The 15,951-nt window shown below is 56.8% G+C and carries 24 protein-coding genes and 3 pseudogenes; 22 read left to right on the top strand and 5 right to left on the bottom strand.

Going from position 1 to position 15,951, the window contains the following annotated elements; all coding sequences use genetic code 11:
* Positions 1–586 (bottom strand): annotated as a pseudogene (locus MU521_RS15180) (DUF5817 domain-containing protein); the annotation flags it as partial.
* 545 nt (positions 587–1,131) lie between these two features.
* Here MU521_RS15180 and MU521_RS15185 point away from each other — a divergent pair.
* On the top strand, positions 1,132–1,437 hold the full coding sequence (locus MU521_RS15185) for a hypothetical protein (protein ID WP_250864809.1): 306 nt from the start codon (positions 1,132–1,134) through the stop codon (positions 1,435–1,437).
* 225 nt (positions 1,438–1,662) lie between these two features.
* Here MU521_RS15185 and MU521_RS15190 read toward each other — a convergent pair whose 3' ends face one another.
* Complete coding sequence (locus MU521_RS15190; RefSeq protein WP_250864810.1) at positions 1,663–1,839, bottom strand: hypothetical protein; 177 nt, start codon at positions 1,837–1,839, stop codon at positions 1,663–1,665.
* A 78-nt stretch (positions 1,840–1,917) separates the two neighbouring features.
* Here MU521_RS15190 and MU521_RS21840 point away from each other — a divergent pair.
* The 4 genes and pseudogenes from MU521_RS21840 to MU521_RS15210 all read left to right on the top strand — a co-directional run.
* Positions 1,918–2,139: pseudogene (locus MU521_RS21840) on the top strand (ATP-dependent DNA helicase); the annotation flags it as partial.
* Positions 2,140–3,252 carry a helicase C-terminal domain-containing protein gene (locus MU521_RS21680; RefSeq protein ID WP_245681240.1) on the top strand — a complete coding sequence of 371 codons (1,113 nt, stop codon included), beginning with the start codon at positions 2,140–2,142 and terminating at the stop codon, positions 3,250–3,252.
* Between the two features lie 66 nt (positions 3,253–3,318).
* Entirely contained in the window at positions 3,319–3,576 is a 258-nt protein-coding gene (locus tag MU521_RS15205) for a hypothetical protein (protein WP_092695467.1), read from the top strand.
* Positions 3,576–3,995, top strand: a complete 420-nt coding sequence (locus MU521_RS15210; protein ID WP_092695465.1) for a type II toxin-antitoxin system VapC family toxin — start codon at positions 3,576–3,578, stop codon at positions 3,993–3,995. The genes MU521_RS15205 and MU521_RS15210 overlap by 1 nt, the downstream gene beginning before the upstream one ends.
* A 64-nt stretch (positions 3,996–4,059) precedes the next feature.
* Here the strand turns inward: MU521_RS15210 and MU521_RS15215 are convergent, their stop codons facing one another.
* Together MU521_RS15215 and MU521_RS15220 are read right to left on the bottom strand one after the other, a co-directional pair.
* Entirely contained in the window at positions 4,060–4,356 is a 297-nt protein-coding gene (locus tag MU521_RS15215; protein WP_245681243.1) for a helix-turn-helix transcriptional regulator, read from the bottom strand.
* Between the two features lie 174 nt (positions 4,357–4,530).
* A pseudogene (locus MU521_RS15220) lies at positions 4,531–4,710 on the bottom strand (helix-turn-helix transcriptional regulator); the annotation flags it as partial.
* A 71-nt stretch (positions 4,711–4,781) separates the two neighbouring features.
* Between MU521_RS15220 and MU521_RS15225 the strand changes: the two are divergent.
* The 17 genes from MU521_RS15225 to MU521_RS15305 all read left to right on the top strand — a co-directional run bounded on the left by MU521_RS15225 (position 4,782) and on the right by MU521_RS15305 (position 15,293).
* Positions 4,782–5,336: a hypothetical protein gene (locus tag MU521_RS15225; RefSeq protein WP_092695461.1), complete on the top strand. Its 555-nt coding sequence runs from the start codon at positions 4,782–4,784 to the stop codon at positions 5,334–5,336.
* Positions 5,337–5,456: 120 nt separating this feature from the next.
* The gene (locus MU521_RS15230) at positions 5,457–5,843 is read left to right on the top strand and encodes a hypothetical protein (protein ID WP_092695459.1); all 387 of its coding nucleotides are present in this window, start codon (positions 5,457–5,459) and stop codon (positions 5,841–5,843) included.
* A gap of 26 nt (positions 5,844–5,869) precedes the next feature.
* A complete protein-coding gene (locus MU521_RS15235) occupies positions 5,870–6,286 on the top strand; it encodes a hypothetical protein (RefSeq protein ID WP_092695457.1) in 417 nt (138 codons plus the stop codon).
* Positions 6,283–6,720, top strand: a complete 438-nt coding sequence (locus tag MU521_RS15240; RefSeq protein ID WP_092695455.1) for a hypothetical protein — start codon at positions 6,283–6,285, stop codon at positions 6,718–6,720. The genes MU521_RS15235 and MU521_RS15240 overlap by 4 nt, the downstream gene beginning before the upstream one ends.
* A 28-nt stretch (positions 6,721–6,748) precedes the next feature.
* Positions 6,749–7,108, top strand: coding sequence for a DUF6908 domain-containing protein (locus tag MU521_RS15245; RefSeq protein WP_217630200.1), 360 nt, complete (start codon positions 6,749–6,751; stop codon positions 7,106–7,108).
* 74 nt (positions 7,109–7,182) lie between these two features.
* Entirely contained in the window at positions 7,183–7,566 is a 384-nt protein-coding gene (locus tag MU521_RS15250) for an AN1-type zinc finger domain-containing protein (protein WP_092695451.1), read from the top strand.
* A 237-nt stretch (positions 7,567–7,803) separates the two neighbouring features.
* On the top strand, positions 7,804–8,034 hold the full coding sequence (locus tag MU521_RS15255; protein WP_092695449.1) for a hypothetical protein: 231 nt from the start codon (positions 7,804–7,806) through the stop codon (positions 8,032–8,034).
* 221 nt (positions 8,035–8,255) lie between these two features.
* The gene (locus MU521_RS15260) at positions 8,256–8,489 is read left to right on the top strand and encodes a hypothetical protein (protein ID WP_092695447.1); all 234 of its coding nucleotides are present in this window, start codon (positions 8,256–8,258) and stop codon (positions 8,487–8,489) included.
* 30 nt (positions 8,490–8,519) lie between these two features.
* Complete coding sequence (locus MU521_RS15265) at positions 8,520–8,801, top strand: hypothetical protein (RefSeq protein ID WP_092695445.1); 282 nt, start codon at positions 8,520–8,522, stop codon at positions 8,799–8,801.
* A 68-nt stretch (positions 8,802–8,869) separates the two neighbouring features.
* Positions 8,870–9,670 (top strand): hypothetical protein, encoded by an 801-nt coding sequence (locus tag MU521_RS15270; RefSeq protein ID WP_092695444.1) that lies wholly within the window; start codon positions 8,870–8,872, stop codon positions 9,668–9,670.
* Positions 9,660–10,607 (top strand): hypothetical protein, encoded by a 948-nt coding sequence (locus tag MU521_RS15275; protein WP_139171202.1) that lies wholly within the window; start codon positions 9,660–9,662, stop codon positions 10,605–10,607. Before MU521_RS15270 ends, MU521_RS15275 begins: the two co-directional genes overlap by 11 nt.
* Positions 10,608–10,889: 282 nt before the next feature.
* A complete protein-coding gene (locus MU521_RS15280; protein ID WP_139171201.1) occupies positions 10,890–11,582 on the top strand; it encodes a hypothetical protein in 693 nt (230 codons plus the stop codon).
* Positions 11,583–11,633: 51 nt separating this feature from the next.
* Positions 11,634–13,016, top strand: coding sequence for a DNA methyltransferase (locus MU521_RS15285; RefSeq protein WP_092695438.1), 1,383 nt, complete (start codon positions 11,634–11,636; stop codon positions 13,014–13,016).
* Positions 13,017–13,036: 20 nt separating this feature from the next.
* Positions 13,037–13,477: a hypothetical protein gene (locus tag MU521_RS15290; protein WP_092695436.1), complete on the top strand. Its 441-nt coding sequence runs from the start codon at positions 13,037–13,039 to the stop codon at positions 13,475–13,477.
* A 6-nt stretch (positions 13,478–13,483) separates the two neighbouring features.
* Positions 13,484–13,843 (top strand): hypothetical protein, encoded by a 360-nt coding sequence (locus tag MU521_RS15295; RefSeq protein WP_092695434.1) that lies wholly within the window; start codon positions 13,484–13,486, stop codon positions 13,841–13,843.
* A 51-nt stretch (positions 13,844–13,894) separates the two neighbouring features.
* Positions 13,895–14,476, top strand: coding sequence for a hypothetical protein (locus tag MU521_RS15300; RefSeq protein WP_092695432.1), 582 nt, complete (start codon positions 13,895–13,897; stop codon positions 14,474–14,476).
* Positions 14,477–14,576: 100 nt separating this feature from the next.
* On the top strand, positions 14,577–15,293 hold the full coding sequence (locus tag MU521_RS15305) for a hypothetical protein (RefSeq protein WP_139171199.1): 717 nt from the start codon (positions 14,577–14,579) through the stop codon (positions 15,291–15,293).
* Positions 15,294–15,535: 242 nt separating this feature from the next.
* Here MU521_RS15305 and MU521_RS15310 read toward each other — a convergent pair whose 3' ends face one another.
* Positions 15,536–15,949: a TRAM domain-containing protein gene (locus tag MU521_RS15310; protein ID WP_092695429.1), complete on the bottom strand. Its 414-nt coding sequence runs from the start codon at positions 15,947–15,949 to the stop codon at positions 15,536–15,538.
* Between the last annotated feature and the right edge of the window lie 2 nt (positions 15,950–15,951).

The raw sequence follows: 15,951 nt of genomic DNA on the forward strand, positions 1-15,951 counted from the left end.
CGTGGGTTGCCCCCTGACAGAGCTCACGCACGGCCGCGACCAGCGCGTCTTGGAACCCGTTCGACGTGGCGATCTCATGCCAGAGGTCGGCCGGCGCGCTGTTGGCGGTGGCGTGAATGTCGGCCCGTACGTCTCCGCCGTCATTCAGCGACGGTGTCAGGGAGCCCGCTGCCGTCTCAAAATCGAGTGAACGGTCTGCGTCGTACTGAAAGTCCCCGTCGAGCGTGCCAAAGCGACGCTCCAGGTAGGCATCGGCCTCGTCGCGAAGAACTGCCCGGCGCTGCTCGCCCCACTGGTCGAGCCGCTCGTCGACGAGATTGCCGAACACATCATGGTAGCCAGCGTCCTGCTCGAGGGAGGTCGTCGGAACCGTGCAGTCAATTTCGTCTTCGAGCCGGCCGTAGTCATCAACGGTACCGACATACTCCCCGAGTTCGCCGGCGCGCCGCGCGAGCAGTCGCGCGCGTTGCTCGCAGGCGACCTGCCAGTCCCCAGCCGTGGCCTGGGCTTTGATGCTCCCAGGGTCGCGGCTGTGCCCACAGCGGGGACATTCGACGCGGTCCTGCTGGTGGTAGTGCTCGGCCACCCAGAGTGACTCGCACTCGCGGCAGCCAAGCACGGCAAATCGGTCGGGAGAGTGGGTCGCGCCGGCCATGCTCAGGGCTGACTACAGACACGGCTCTTGCCATGCGGGCAGGCACGCTCCCCCGCGAGAGACAGCGCTACCGCTGTCTGTGGGGAACGCTTATTAGCCAGGCTGGAGAAATGAGACGTAAGCCGCGAGGGTAGTGTTGGTGCACAGGAACCCTCGCGGGGCGTCCCATTTTCCAGGCGTTTGGTTCTGAGCCTGTCGTGTCGCTGTAGCTGTTCAAACGGCGCTAACTTAAGTACTAGCCCCGCCGCCCGGTGGTTGGATCGGCTGGCGAGCCGGGCTACCGTGGTGGTGTTATCGGCAGCCGCTGTCAGCGGTTGCTGTCCTGGCGGTCCCCCTTCACCCCTTTGGCTTGCGGGTTTAGACGGCCTCTTGTTGGAGTGTCCGGTTGTATCAAACAAGCAGTTAGCTTTGGCCTGCCGGCCGGTATCGGCGTCGAAACGGTCTAACAGGACCGCCCCGGCCCCACAGAGTGAAACATGGTCACCAGCACCGACAGGGGTGTTCTTGTGGGCGACCGGTTCTGGCGGTATCTGGTGAGGAAGAGCGTCCTCTTCTCGTACATCCAAGCAACCGACGAGCGGCGCGTATCGCCCGTCTCGGGCCGTCAACCCTTGCTCACGGAGTGTCAATGTCCGCTCGGATTTTTTCGTCCCAGCGAGTATGTCACGGACGGCGTCGGTGAGGGCCTCCTGGAACTCGTCGCTCGTCAAAATCGACTGCAAGACAGCAGACGGGGGGGAATCACTAGCGTCGACGTGGAGAGCGTTAACCCGGTCCTGTGAGGACAGAACGAGAGTCACCGGCCACCTCCCCCGTCAGCGTCGAATTTTCCGACGCTCACGGCTCACACTCCGTGAGTTCACAGGACCCGACTGGTTGGCTTCGGAGAGAAATCCTAAAGCCTCCAGGGGCAAAATAGCAATCACGGACATACTGGGGCCAATCAGACAGTCCGTTCCTGGGGTCGTTCCACCGACCCCTGCCATTCACCGCACTCAGCCGCAGGCTTACTCGTCACCTCCGTCGTCTTCGTCCAGGTAGGTGATCTTCTTTGCCTCAAACTCGACGAGTGCCTCCCGACCGTCGATGGTGAGTGCCTGCCGGTGCTCTTTGGGCACGACCATCCGCCCGTCTTTGTCCACCTTCTTCGAGAAGGTGATTCTCTGTGGCTCGTCGCCGCTCATCGTACATCATTGTGAATTGAGACAGGTAAAAAGTGTTTGGCTCACCGTCATGCGCTCAATTGTTGTTCCTCGTCAAAGTTGAAGGGAAACTACGATTGCATTCATCCCGATGTAGCCGACAATATTCCCGTCCACGAAGCGCCGTGCAACCTGCAGGATGATTTTGAGTGTGATCACAAGCACCGCTGTCCCTACTACGAAGATCGCGACTTCGCTGAGAACGGCCGCTTTGCCGCGATGACGCTCGCCCTGTTTCTCGAGTCTGCTATCACTGGCATCTTCGAGGACCGGGACGTGATCGTGATCGACGAAGCCCACGGCCTCCCCAAGTGGGCCGAGATGTACGGATCCATCACGCTCGGCCCCGACACCGTGCCGAACTGGAATCGGATTCCAACCCCCTCGGTTAACAGTATCACCGACGCCGCCCAGTTCGCCGGCCACATTAACGCCGAACTGGAGCAGACCAGAATCGACCTGAAAGGGAAGCCGAATCTCAATCCCGACGAAGGAGCCCAGCTGAACGAAACCGAACGCCTCCTGCGAGACCTCTCATGGTTCCTCAACGAGTACCACAACTCCGACACGGAGACTGAGTGGCACGTCAGCCAGGGAGAAGACGGTGCCGTGACGGTCAAACCGATCAATCCCGAACGTCTCCTGTACCACACGCTGTGGGACCGAGGCAACAAATTCGCCCTGCTGTCAGCAACGATTCTCAGTCGCCGGTCGTTCTGTCACGAAGTCGGGCTCAATCCCGATCGAGTCGCGCTGGTCGATATCGACCACACGTTCCCCCTCGAACACCGGCCCCTATACGATATCATGCAGGGGAAGATGACGATGGACGAGCGCGACGAGACGATTCCAGACATTGCTGAAGCCATCGCGAAGGTCATGGCGAAACACCCAGACGAAAAGGGGCTGATCCACTGTCACTCGTACGGGATTCAAGATCAGCTATACGCCCATCTCGCAGATATCGTCGGCACATCCCGGCTCAGGGATCACGATAGCGCCAACCGAGACCCTGCGCTCGCTGATTGGAAACGGTCCAGCGACCCCGACGTCTTCCTGAGTGTCAAGATGGAAGAAGCGCTCGATCTCAAGGACGATCTCGCTCGGTGGCAAGTTCTCTGCAAAGCGCCATATCCGAATACGCAAGACCCGACAGTGGACAAACGAGTCAACGGAAACGATGACTGGAGGTGGTACTTCGGGACTACTCTCGCAACAGTCATGCAGGCCTGTGGCCGGGTTGTCCGTTCCCCAGACGATTGGGGAGCGACATACGTAGCCGACACAAGTTTCGAGGACCTCTTCAACCGAACACGCCCGCGGATGCCAAGCTGGTTCCGAGAACAAGTCGAAGCCATGGAACAGCCAGACCTCCCCCAGATCGCTCAACACTAACCTTTCGTTGACGGGCGCGCTGGACACAGCGTAGTACTTATACTACCGTAGCACATGTAATACACTATGGGGAGTGTCAGTTTCCGTGTTCCCGACGAGGTGAAAGCACGGATGGAAGAACACGACGAGGTGAACTGGAGTGCAGTCCTCCGTGACCACATCGAGGAGGAACTACACAGTCTGGAATCGCGGAATATCGCCCACGCAGTTGCGACCAGCGAGCGACTGAGCAGTGCCATCGACGCCGACGAGGTGGCGACGACAAACACAGCAGAAACGATCCGTGAGTTCCGCGACACCCGATACGGAGAGGAACAGACCTAATGGCGGACATTGTCGTCGACACCAGCACTGTCGTGAAGTGGTACATTCCCGAACAGTATCACGAGCAAGCCCGAGCACTTCGTGACGATTTCCTCAACGGCAAACACGACCTGTGCGCACCGGCACTCATGCCCTTCGAGGCGGTCAATGCACTCAACTACAGCGGCCACTACGATGGTGAGCGCCTTCGCGAGGCCGCACACTCGCTGGACAACTACGGTATCGAACTCGTCACGTTCGGGTCGGTCGGCCCCATCGCGGAGATCACGAATGCCGTGGACATCACGGCGTACGACGCTGCCTACGTTGCACTCGCCGTCGAACGGGATGAGATAGCCTACACCGCTGATGGAAATCTCTTACAGGATCTGGACGGGAGTGAGTACGAGGACACCGTCGCCCACATCCAGACCTACTGAGCAGTGAGTTGCGTTTCCTGCTGCATACACTCTCTGTATTGCCTACACCGATAGAACGACGATACTAATTTTGAACCAGCTGAAATATCCATTCAGAGAGTGCATCTGATGTGGTCGGGTCGATTTCGCCGTCATTCCCCACCAACGGTGATATCTTGTCGCCAGCCATCAACAGCGAAAAGTCAAGATCCTTCTTTGCTGGGCGGAGCAGATACGTCCGATTCCCGTTGTGGGCAGTCGCTTCACGTCGAATCTCTCCCTTTTCTTCGAGTTTGCTGGCGATCCGACTTCCAGTTCGACTACTCACGTCGAGTTCCTTCCACAACTCGCTCTGATACAAGGCTCCACGATCTCTGATCAATTCGAGAGCACGGTCCTGTTGGGAGTCAGATTGTGAGTCCTCAGTTGCACTGGATTCAGGTTGAGATGCCTCCTCGGTTGCCGATTGGTCGGTCTGAGAATCCTCGTCGGGTGACTCGTCAGTGTTCGCTGTCTGGGCATCCGTTGGTGATAGAAGGTAGGTCCGCCGCCCACTTCGCGTGGTTTCGGTTCGTTCGATTAATCCCTTCTCGGCAAGCGCAGTCGCAAGGCGACTGCCTGCCCGACTGTTGGCGTCAAGCGCTTTCCAAAGTTCGCTCTGGGTGATTTCGCCCCGCTCCTGGATCAACTCCAAAGCCCGTTGTTGTTGAGTCGTAAGATCACCAGTCGCATTCATTGGCTAGATTCGGTCACCTGTTAACTATCCATCTTGTGATCTCTTCTTGTTGAGTCCTCGCGATTGGAGCGATGAGTATCCAAGTCCCGCTCGCGATCGATAGTTCCAGCAGTGTCCAAGACCTCAAAGACGCCGTCCGGCACCACCTCGCTGACGACTCATACGGGCGATCACCAATCGAATACGATGCGCCGCCCCAGATCAGCGATCCCCTCGAAGCCGAGAAAGCCCTCAGTCGGCCAGGGCACAAATGCAGTGGTCGCAATCTCGGCGTCGTGATCAGTTTCAGGGGGAACCGCCCCTTCGCAACGGTCCACTTCTGGGAAGATCCTGCCAGTTACTCACTCGGTGGACACGCCGGGTGGTCGGACGCCGGCGACAGCGACACTCTGATGGAATACTACAGCGCGCTCGATACGCTTCTCGACGACCTTGGCGTACTCCACGATACCTACGGACTGTCCTGCCCCTGTGGCGAGTCCCACCGTACGACGGGCGGATACCGCGAGGTCCAGGAATGGTTCGCCAACCACAACGACGCCGCCCACGGCGAACGCGTCTCCAATACCGTCCTCGTGAAGCAAGAGGTCGTCCCGGCAGTAAAAGTGGAACCGCCCGCTCTCTGACGTGATATCATAAGAAAACTGTCTGATAGATATACCGCTCTACATCTATTCTACCGCGTCTACAATCACATACCCGGACCATAGTGACAAACTTTTTATGTATTGGTCCACTATATCATGATGGATAGTACCATGGAAGCGTCCAAATCCCCGTCAAACAAAATCGGTTCAGGCACGGCGAGTGCCAGGTGCCCTCAGCTGGACGAGAGCCGACAGATTTCGTTCGAGAGCGTGAAAGAGCAGCAGTCGAAAGTCTGGGAAGCAGCAGTCGAAGAGTCGTTCACCATCGAGAAAGGCGGTCGAAACGATCTGTTCACGATCGAAGCCGAAGACGGCGTCGTCGATGATGCCCTGCCAGTCCAGAACGCATCGTTGATCGAGTCTAGTGCAGGCCAGTTCTGGGGCTGGTGCAGTTGTAGGGACTTCGAGAGGGAGCACGTCTGCCCGCACCTCTGCGCGATCCGGATGCACGCGGCGCTGGATATGCTCACCATCCCACGAGAGTGATTGCGGATTCGCGGATGAATCAACAAATGCCAGAATCAGACCGTCTCCGACTCAAATTCGACAATATCCACGTCCAAGCGATCTTGGACGAGGAGAAGACCGTCACCGCTCGTCTCGGCCTAGACTACGATTCTGTCCACACTGGGGACACACTCGTTCTGTGCGATGAAGACGGGACCGAAATCGGTCATGCCACAATTGATCTCGTCGGCAGTCACGACATGGCCTACTTCGCCAGAGTCGCCGGAGACGGCCACTACTCCGGACACCGCTCCTACCGGAAGGTAGGGCAGTTTCTAGACCAGATGCGGCGGTACTATCCGGACAAGGAAATCGGACCTGAAACCGAGATGGTCGCAGTCTCGTGGGAACACTTCATCCCCCGGGACGACTACCACGGGGGGCGAGAGGCGTGGCGGGAGGGACGACAAGAACAGCGATGACTACAGACACTGCCAAAAAGGCCAAACAGAAACGCGCCCAATTCTCGGCGCTGTTGGCCGAGTACGACAGCGACGTAGTGGCGCAGGTTCGAGACGCAATCGAGGAGTCCACAATCGCCCACACGAAAGACGCCAACCTCTCCGTCGAGGAGTGGCTGGAGTTTCTGGAGAATGTCGGTACGGACGCCTACCTCTTCGCGATGGACACCAACTACACGGGACACGGAGAAGCCCGGAAAACCGAGTGGTATCTTAGACACGACGGCGACGCGTTCGTGTACGGAACCGGGAACACCGGAGAGTTGTATCGGGGCGACAACGCAGAGCAACAGATACAGGCCGTGATCGAGAACTACCGTGTGATCCCGACGCCGATGAGCGAATATCCGCTTCGATCAGCAAACGGTGGCGTTGAGAACCAGCGAGCAGAATGAGATGCAGATCGAACTAGACACGTTCCCCATGTCATCGGTCATAGCGGTCCTCAAAGACGCCGGCTTCGAGACACTCAACGAAATCGACAACGGTGGTTCCATCTCCGTGGAACACGACGCGGAGTACCAGGATGATCTCGTCGTCTCGAAACTTTCCGACCGTCAGCTGAGTGTCGCCCACACGTACTCACAGCGCGGCGACATCATGCACGACCCCGAACTCGTCTTTCAACACACCGGGGACGGCTGGGTCGTCATCATGTATCGCCAGGACCCAAGATTCAAGCGAGTGGACAAAAGCGGTCTCGCAATGGACGAATTTGTCTCCGACTGGGACCACCGTCTCAAAGAGCAGGGCTATGTCGACGCCAAGCCAGAGGTACTGTAGCTCAGTCTTCGATTCCTCTCTTTTGCGGCACTACATTGATATATTGGTATATCGAACAGGTAGCCACTACTGCAATGTCGGGCCAATGTGCAGTCTGTGAGGCCTCAGATGTGCTCCTGCGGGACTGCAAGTACTGTACTGGAGCCTACTGCCCCGGTCACGCCCTCCCCGAGAAGCACGACTGCCCTGGTCTGGCCAAGATCAAAGACAAGGAGCAGTGGGTGCGCGACCGGGAGACAAACATTCCAACCTACCGCGGCGAAGAGGTCCGTCCCCGCCCCGACCCTCTTGACGAAGACGAGATCACGACCTACGGGAGCGCCGAGGCTGAGTTCGAGAGTTCGCCGGATGTCGCGGTCGACGGCTCAATTGCGGGCGACTCTGCAACCGAGTCAGGAGAGCAACCGTCCGAACCCAGTGTTGTCCAGAAAATCGTCTCCCGGTTCAAATTTTGGTGACTGCACTACCGCACAGTGTCATTGATTTCAGGGCTTCCGAGAGTGAATATCCCGATCAGTGTGCCTGCGAATGCAGTACGTCGCACATCAAAGCCAAGATCGCCTGATCCGGCCGAGACAATAGATACTGGTGGGCAAATACCCTCAAAACTCCAAATAATAAACGTTTCGGCGAAAACAAGATTTTGAAAACGATAACATATCTTTATGTTTCCACAACTCATATTGGTAGATGCAATGGTAGTAGAAACAGCAGAGCTACAATCGGAACTCGAAGCAAAGGGAGAACTGATGCTCGCAGTCTCAGAATTCGACGAACCACTGGAGATGCATCTCCATGATACGGAGATTGAAGATGGTGTCATCACGATCGAATTGACCGATGGTGTCCTCACGTTCGATGTCGATGAAGTGGTGGCCTTCTGGCATCACACACACTCGTTCGCAGATCTCGGACTGGAAGACTGAGTTCGGCGGCCGGTGAGTTACACTCCGGCAGATTCAGTATAAAGCCAAGATAATCGGCACACTACCCATCCAGATGTGGTGTGCCGGTTTATTGACGACTGGCAGATGAGGAACCGACCTGAGCGCGCTGGCTCCATCCTCTGTACTGACCATTAACTGCGCTACCTGTACTGAGCAAAGCGATGAGGAAAGAATAGTTGAGTCACTGCGGACGCGATGCAATGGTCGTAGAATATCCGACGCTGACGAACTGTCTCAGCTGTGGTTCAAACAAACTCCGCGGTGTCCAGAGCATGGGCGTGACGATCACGGTCACCGAAGACGGACACAAACGGAAGGTCGGCGAGTCGCTCCCGGCGTACAGTTCTCTCAGCTGTATCGAGTGTGAGGCCGTCTTCATCGAAGACGGCGAAATCGTCAACGAGGAGTTCGCTGCGGCGCAGAACGCCGAGTAGCCACCCTCCCACTGTTTCATCTCAATTCCAATGCCACCGATCAAGAACTGGAAGAAAATATCGGACCAGAAATACGAACATCAAGAGCGTGAACTCGAGGTCACACTCGACGACTACAGTCACATCACTCACGACGGGCGCCACTCGCAGTACTACATCACTCTCCACGACGAAGACGGGACCAAGTACGAGATTGGGATGCGAACGTCCAAGCGCGGCGGGCGAAAGCGGATGGTCGGGTTCATGAGGAACCACCCTGATCCGGACATCAAAGCACTCAGAGAATCCGCGACACTGCGGAATCCACAGTAGTCCCAAATCGCTCTCGCCAGCTTGGGGCTCTGTCGGTGAACTGAGTCAGCTGGTCGCTGGTGAACCATATGCCACAGACAGAATCATCTCCCCAAGACCTGGACGCGGTTTACACCGAGCCAGAACACGATCCGGAGACGCCCCACATCGCACAACTGAACCTCAGCCATCCGAAAAACTATCTCGGCGTCCCACTCGCAGTGTGTGCCGACGGAGCAACAACTCGGCACATCACCGACTCGCTCGTTCAGACAGTCGGCTACGCCCGGCTCGGTGCCGAGGAATTGGGCCTGATCACTCGCGAATTCGAGGTCGGATCTGTCGGTCAGCAGGTCGTCGTCATCGCGACGGGCGAATTCGAGACGCCAACGGCGGCTCTCAGCGCCCTCAAAGACCTCAAAGGATCCCACGCCCGTCTCGCAAAGAAAGCGCCGTTCTGGGCCCATCTCGGACAGCGTGTCTATCGGCACTACCTACCCGCCGACTCGATTCTCACTGCTCTCGCAGACTGTGGCGCCATCGGCATCTCAAACGCAGTCACGCTTCCCGATCTCGTCACCCATCTCGCCGAACAGGATATCTCTCTCGCCAGTTCGATCTGTCTCCAGGACGGCTGGGAGCTCTCCCAGCAGGATCAGAAGCCGGCAGTCATTCACTCGCCCGACGGTCGCGAATATCCGCTCACGAGCAGTAGCAGTAACGGCTACAGTGGCCAGTTCCAGCATCTGAAGTCGCATCTCTACCACGTCGGGTTCGTCACCGACCCCGGCGTCGATACCGCAACACTGGATCCCACGACCGACCGATGGGCGCTCACCAAAGCAGGGCGGGCAGTAACAAGTTCTGGAGGTGATGCCGATGCGGAGTGAGCAAAGCTACATCAACGAGATCATCGGCTCATCCTACGTCGACGTCTACGCCGCTTCCTACATCCCTCGATATCGGTATCCGAATCGGCTGATGCACGCAGGCAAAGCCCACAATGATATGCGGGCAATGTGTACGCGACTGATCATCGACTCCGCCTACGAAGACGAGGACATGACCAACGAAGACGTACTCGAATCTGCTCTCAAGCAGTCTGCTGACATTGTCATCCCGAAAGATTATCCCGGCGAGCCTGAACGGACTCGCGAGTCGCTCGTCGACTTCCTCAACCGCTACCAGGACATCGACGGCCGCCGGCCCGAGATCATGCCCGTCCTCCAGCCACCCTACGTCGAACACTACGAAGCCCACGAGTCCTTCTACCAGCAATTCAGCCGGCTCGCCATCGGTGGGCTCCAGTCACTCAACGACCCGGAGAAACAGGTCCGTCGGATCAGAGCGATCAGCGATGCCGTCAGTGACCATACCTATCTCCATGCCTTCGGTGTCGGGACTTCGCTCACGATGATCCGGGCGATTCGGAACGAGCCGAACCTCATCGACAGTTTCGACACCAAGACAGCCGAGTTCGCGATCGTCAACAAGCAGATTCCCGACAAGGAATGGAAACAGCGCCAGCTGACGCTGCCCTCTGGTACCGACATCTCAACGGTCAACGGCCAGTTCGCCAAGAGTGTCCTGTTGATGGCGAACTATATGCTCACCGACCGCGTCGACGATCCCTGCCTGGAAGAGACCTATCACACTCAAACGAATCTCGATACAGTGCAAGACATGATCAACGACATTCCAGCCAAACAGCGACAGCATCGGTCTCAGCTGACAGTGGACAGAAACCAAGCTGGTCAGTCACAAACGTCTACCACGGCTGACCACCCTGATGACAGTACCACTCAGTCTGGGATTCAGAGTTATTGATCGAGAAATGGATTAAAATGCGCAGAATCGCAACACAGGAGTGCGTTCATCCGTGAATTGTCACAAACATTTTTGCTACTGGAAACGGTAGTCTTTGTTGCTCAGAGAAGTCTGAGCATCCTGGATCAGAGTTGATCTGCTGATTCCGGTTCATGACTCCGGGCATCTCCGCATGCCCCTCCGTACAAATGCAGACCAACAAGAGCCAACAGGAGCTTTCGCATTTGTCAGCCGCTATGAGAGTTGCACTCCGGACGTTGAGATGTCGCCGGTAGTACCAAGATGACTGGAAGAGACCCCAAATCCACTTCTCTTCAGGCGGGCGAGGGCGCCATATTCGAGTTTCTTCGGGAAGGGCCAGACCACACAGATCACCCTGTTGACCGATTACGACAACTACGCGAATACGTCGCAGACCTTCCAGAAACAAAAGCGGTGATCAAACTGGGGGATACTCCCCTCCCCAAGCAGTGCCCGTTTGAGAAATATCTCGTACTGATCGACAGCTGGCCTATCCCAGAGCGATTCACGGGGGAACAACACCAGACTGGAGTCAATCCTGACTACGTCCATCGAGAAACCTACACGGATGCGGCAGCCACGTGTGAATGCGGCGCAGTAATCAACACGACACGGGGTGGCGCAGACAATTGCCGGCTTGCCTCCTGCAACTCCTACTATCTCAGCCAAGCACGAACAGAAGTCTGGGAACGCCGCGCGGATATCATCAAACAGTCGCTCCGATACCAGCGGACAGATCAGTACATCGCGGCCAGAGTGGGTGCGGCAAGTCCGCAGGACATCCATCGGATGTACCAAGACCTGAATATCGACCAAAGCACTATCCGTCAAAAAGGGAAACAGCGGCTCAAGGGACTGTTGGAAGACCTGTCCGAACGCTTCACTCATACCGAGTTGGCGGTCGCGTTCGACATTCCACGATCAACGATCTCATCGTGGATCAACGGTAGCTGATCAGGATTTCGCCAGCCCCGTCGCGTTGGGTACCAGCGAAGGAACCACACCATGGCGCTCAATCCGGAAAATGCAGTTCGAGAGCCGCCGGTCTACAGGCGAAACAGCGGCGCTGCATACCACGGTGACAGCCGCATACTTCTCCAAGACATTCCAGAGGACAGCGTCGACGCGGTCGTCACGTCACCGCCATTCGGACTCGCGGATCCCCTCGAATACGGGAATCCAACCGCAGACGACTACCTCGATTGGTTCTATCCCTTCGCCGTTGAATTGACACGGGTGGTGAAACCGACTGGCAATATTCTCATCGAAGTCGGTGGCGGCTGGAAACCGGAAAAAGCGGTCCGAACCTCCTACCAGCACACACTCCCCGCTGTCTTCTGCGGGTCTGAGAGTTTCTCCGTAAGCCCTCTCTCCGCCCACCAGTCCGATGGTACTGAGGGAGGATACTCACCACCCGAGACAACTGACACGGTGTCTCCGCCCCAGCGGGCCCGCCACGTCGGTAGGCTGACCTGGTACAACCCTGGTACCGACCCAAACGATTCGCAGGAGTACGCGAAAAACCGGAAAACGCGCGTTCGGTGCATGGCTAATCCGATCCACTGGTTCACACCTCTCGGTGGCGACGATGAAGCCCACCCGCCGCTAAAAGCCCCCATCCAGGGCTCGTTCAACATCGATGTCGACGACACAGCGTGGGGGTTGTCGAACCAATCTGCCGATACGGTCCCCGACACTGTCCATCCGAGCGACTTCGAGATTCCTGGGAACTTCGTCGCCCAACCGTCCGATCTGCAGACACACCCCTCGAATCGCGACCTGCCGCCACTGCCACAGCTGGCGACACTCCGCTCACCGTCGATCTCGAAGACCGCTTTTACCGATGCGAAGCAGACGGTAGACCAGTTCGTTCGTGCAAAACTCGGCCTTCGCGATGCCCGGCCAGACCCAGATCGTCTCCCAGAACCAGCCGCGCTCGGCATTGAGCCTTCGGAACTCCGAAAGCATCTCTCGAAGTTCTGCGATCCCTCGCCGCTCGCTGGGGGCGCTCTGTTGTCCTACTACCGGTTCATCGAGATCATGCTGGACAGGGAGCCAGCCGCACTCTCCATCTCGAACACGGCATCGAATACGAAATACCTCCAGATGTGTCGCGAGGCGGGCCGTGACTGGCATCCGGCGCGCTTCCCCCGCAAGCTGGTCGAGTACCTCGTCCCACGCGTCTCCAACCCCGGCGACGTCATCCTCGATCCCTTTGCTGGGTCGAACGTCGTCGGCGCGGTCGCCGCTGAACACAATCGGGAGTGGATCGCCATCGACACCAACCGCGACTATCTCGAAACGTCCGAATTCCGGTTCCAGTCCCGCGAGACCGTTACCAGCACCGACGACCAGCAGGAGACGCTCAGTGCGTTTTCCGGAGATTGAGGACTGGCGAAAGAGACGAAATGTCTACCGAAGACGCCACCGAAGAAACGCCGTCCCAAAACGCGACAGTCATCGCGAAGGCACCGGTCAACATTCTCGTCGACGAGGACGAATCGCTCGAAGAGGCGCTTTCCAAAGAGACCGGCGAGCGGTTCTCCGAAGAACGGATGCAGTCGTTCTTCGAGGATGCGTCGTTTGTCGTTGCACCAGTGGACGACGATCAGACCGCAGCCCACGCCGGCCAAGAAATCGACCCGCTGGGCTACTACGTCGTCAGCAACGGTACCGCCTATGGCCCCTACAACGCAGAAGATCGGGCATATCGACGTGCTGCCCGCTGGAGCGAAAGCGAAGACGCAGAGTTCACCGTCGAACGTGGAGCTGTCCTCGCCGACAACTGTACGACCAACTCCCTGCCGGTCAAAACGCCGACCCGCGAGGAATTGCGGGACGGCCAGTAATCTGAGATGTCAGAGAATCCATACCCAAATCGACCAGATCCTCTCGCGGCGGTCGAGCGAGAACGGATCGTCCGCGATATCGCCTGTTGGAAGCACGAACTGGAACGCGACACATCGTCGGAATTCACGGACCAAGACCTCATCGAGTTCTGCGAGGAACTCCTGAGCCTGTCGGATACCGAACTCTACCATCGGTGGGACAATACCGTCGGCGAGTGGGTCCTATCCCGCGGTGATGTCGAGCGCCCGCAGACCGTCGACGACGAAACATTCCTCGAGTACCAGCTCGGTCTGCTTCTCAACGGCGAGCAGACAAAATACGGGTTTCTCAACACCGTTTCAATCCCCCCAGAAGCTCGGGGTTGACGCCAAGACTACCGGTCGATACGTGTTGGGTATTCGCGACTATAATGAATCATGGATACTCCATACACAGACCTCACGCTGCCGTTTGTGGAGAAAGGCGACGTAGTCCGGCTCAAGCGACCGTACTGGCCAGATACGTCGTCCCTTCACCGGAGCGTCAACAAGGCCCTCTCACGGCTTCTGATCAACCACCCCGAGATCGAGACCCGTGACGCTGAGAAGCCGGAAGAGGTGAGTCTCGTGCTCTGTCGGCAAGACGAGCGTGCCCACGAAATCCTCAATTTCACGCACGCTACAGTCGTCGAGATCCTCGATCGGTACTCTGGCGGTGAGTTGAACTGGCGAGCAATCGATCGGTTCCAAGCCGCCAGTGGGACCAACGACAGAGCAGGACGACCCGTCCAAAACGTCGCACTCCAGTTGCACAATCCGAGTACTGGACTCGTCTACTACGACCGTGGAGCCGGAACGCGAGGAATCCCCTCCTACGTGGATTTCCACACCGCTCAGTTGTCGCTCATCCAGAAGCACGATCGCTCCTACGAGCAGAGAACAACAGATATCGGGAATCTGCACCGATCGTTCGGGATCACTGAGGCGGAGCATCACGACCCCCACTTCGACGCCGAGTAGCCAGTGTCAGGTCTACTGCCGCCGCTCATATCGAGTAAAATGGCTGATTTCAAGTCTGAGATACTATCCTATAAAAGAACAGGTGAGTAACTATTGGGTAATGCCAACTGATGACTCTGCAGATTTGAGTAACTGGATAGATTCTCCGGAGCTTGAAGGCGAGAGTGAAACTTATCGTGTCCTTTCGCAATGGATTGAACGTCACACGGATGCGTCCGTGTACTGGAATTCGTCAAACGATTTAGGATACGATGTATTTCGAACAAGTGATGATCGGATTCCAGATCTGCTCACTGTAGATGAGTACAACATTGTCTACGAAGTGAAGAACGCCGATGGGACAGCAACAGAAGACGGAGGAAGCGACCACGCTAATGATGGTGTACTGCAACTAATCGAGTATTGGTCCGACTACGTGGAAGGAAACGTGAAATATCTAATTGATGGAAAATCAATCGAAATCGACAGGTTTGTTCTTGCCACGAATATGGCTCCCTTCGGGCGTCTATATATGGCTGAAGGGAATAGCGATGTACTCCGGACTGGAGATGGTGATGGCCGACAAAAGGCAGTCCAGCACAATCAGGTTCCGAACAACGAATTCAACGCCACAGAGAGGGCGATTAGACTGATGTGGCGATTTGCTGAACACAAACAGGCAGACACTGACGTTGGGATTGGTGCACTGCTATCCACTCGACTTGACGAAGATAATCCTGACCCTACTGCAACCCCTAGATCGCCCGTTGCAGATTTTGAACCACGCGTTCTCTACAAGCAGTTCAAGCCATATGATCAGTCCTGGTCGCATTTGTAATCTGTTCTGAGTACGAGGGCGCGGTTATTGAGGTCCGGCGATGGGTGGTGAAGTCCGGTAGATCATAAACCAGCATACGATTCATCCATGAGCAAACCACAGTAGTTGAGACTGGCCATCTCAATGCATATGCTCGAACCGATCAGTTTCATGAACAGGATTGTTGGTAGAATCCTCAGTCACCAACTGTATTCATGCCCTGTTCGAGAAGCGGGGGTTAGGATACCACCAGCTCCAAGATCTTACTCGTAGTAGTCGAGACGTTCGACAACCTCCGCAAAGGCAACATTCTGCTGAACATCAGTGATCTCGATGGTAACGCGTTCGCCTTGTTTGCTCTCAGGGACAATGACGACGAACCCACGCTCAACTCGAGTGATGCCGTCACCTTGGTCGCCGAGATCTTCGATTTCGACAGTCCGTTGCTCCCCGTTTTCAACGGGCGGTGTCTGTGGGGTATGCGTGGACTGGGAGGTAGCGTCGGTATCGCTGGTCTCGTCTGCTGTCGGTGCGGCTAGCACAGCCACACGATATGTCTTGCTGGGTTGGACCTCACCAGTTTGAACCTCTTGCTCTGGGATTTCGATAACAGCCGAGCCATTGCGTTTCTCGACAGACGCAGAGAACAGACACTGAAGTTGGTCAGGAATATGCATCA

The sequence above is a fragment of the Halorientalis regularis genome (assembly GCF_023698535.1).
In the GTDB taxonomy this organism is placed as follows: Archaea; Halobacteriota; Halobacteria; order Halobacteriales; family Haloarculaceae; genus Halorientalis; species Halorientalis regularis.

What these genes read in the sequence shown, in the direction of transcription:
- MU521_RS15295 (WP_092695434.1), top strand. Translation starts at nt 13,484, where the DNA reads ATGTCAGAGAATCCATACCCAAATCGACCAGATCCTCTCGCGGCGGTC.
- MU521_RS15310 (WP_092695429.1), bottom strand. Translation starts at nt 15,949, where the DNA reads ATGCATATTCCTGACCAACTTCAGTGTCTGTTCTCTGCGTCTGTCGAG.
- MU521_RS15185 (WP_250864809.1), top strand. Translation starts at nt 1,132, where the DNA reads ATGGTCACCAGCACCGACAGGGGTGTTCTTGTGGGCGACCGGTTCTGG.
- MU521_RS15225 (WP_092695461.1), top strand. Translation starts at nt 4,782, where the DNA reads ATGAGTATCCAAGTCCCGCTCGCGATCGATAGTTCCAGCAGTGTCCAA.
- MU521_RS15305 (WP_139171199.1), top strand. Translation starts at nt 14,577, where the DNA reads ATGCCAACTGATGACTCTGCAGATTTGAGTAACTGGATAGATTCTCCG.
- MU521_RS15190 (WP_250864810.1), bottom strand. Translation starts at nt 1,839, where the DNA reads ATGAGCGGCGACGAGCCACAGAGAATCACCTTCTCGAAGAAGGTGGAC.
- MU521_RS15290 (WP_092695436.1), top strand. Translation starts at nt 13,037, where the DNA reads ATGTCTACCGAAGACGCCACCGAAGAAACGCCGTCCCAAAACGCGACA.
- MU521_RS15275 (WP_139171202.1), top strand. Translation starts at nt 9,660, where the DNA reads ATGCGGAGTGAGCAAAGCTACATCAACGAGATCATCGGCTCATCCTAC.
- MU521_RS15300 (WP_092695432.1), top strand. Translation starts at nt 13,895, where the DNA reads ATGGATACTCCATACACAGACCTCACGCTGCCGTTTGTGGAGAAAGGC.
- MU521_RS15230 (WP_092695459.1), top strand. Translation starts at nt 5,457, where the DNA reads ATGGATAGTACCATGGAAGCGTCCAAATCCCCGTCAAACAAAATCGGT.
- MU521_RS15285 (WP_092695438.1), top strand. Translation starts at nt 11,634, where the DNA reads ATGGCGCTCAATCCGGAAAATGCAGTTCGAGAGCCGCCGGTCTACAGG.
- MU521_RS15280 (WP_139171201.1), top strand. Translation starts at nt 10,890, where the DNA reads ATGACTGGAAGAGACCCCAAATCCACTTCTCTTCAGGCGGGCGAGGGC.
- MU521_RS15240 (WP_092695455.1), top strand. Translation starts at nt 6,283, where the DNA reads ATGACTACAGACACTGCCAAAAAGGCCAAACAGAAACGCGCCCAATTC.
- MU521_RS15205 (WP_092695467.1), top strand. Translation starts at nt 3,319, where the DNA reads ATGGGGAGTGTCAGTTTCCGTGTTCCCGACGAGGTGAAAGCACGGATG.
- MU521_RS15270 (WP_092695444.1), top strand. Translation starts at nt 8,870, where the DNA reads ATGCCACAGACAGAATCATCTCCCCAAGACCTGGACGCGGTTTACACC.
- MU521_RS15245 (WP_217630200.1), top strand. Translation starts at nt 6,749, where the DNA reads ATGTCATCGGTCATAGCGGTCCTCAAAGACGCCGGCTTCGAGACACTC.
- MU521_RS15250 (WP_092695451.1), top strand. Translation starts at nt 7,183, where the DNA reads ATGTCGGGCCAATGTGCAGTCTGTGAGGCCTCAGATGTGCTCCTGCGG.
- MU521_RS15265 (WP_092695445.1), top strand. Translation starts at nt 8,520, where the DNA reads ATGCCACCGATCAAGAACTGGAAGAAAATATCGGACCAGAAATACGAA.
- MU521_RS15255 (WP_092695449.1), top strand. Translation starts at nt 7,804, where the DNA reads ATGGTAGTAGAAACAGCAGAGCTACAATCGGAACTCGAAGCAAAGGGA.
- MU521_RS15210 (WP_092695465.1), top strand. Translation starts at nt 3,576, where the DNA reads ATGGCGGACATTGTCGTCGACACCAGCACTGTCGTGAAGTGGTACATT.
- MU521_RS15235 (WP_092695457.1), top strand. Translation starts at nt 5,870, where the DNA reads ATGCCAGAATCAGACCGTCTCCGACTCAAATTCGACAATATCCACGTC.
- MU521_RS15260 (WP_092695447.1), top strand. Translation starts at nt 8,256, where the DNA reads ATGGTCGTAGAATATCCGACGCTGACGAACTGTCTCAGCTGTGGTTCA.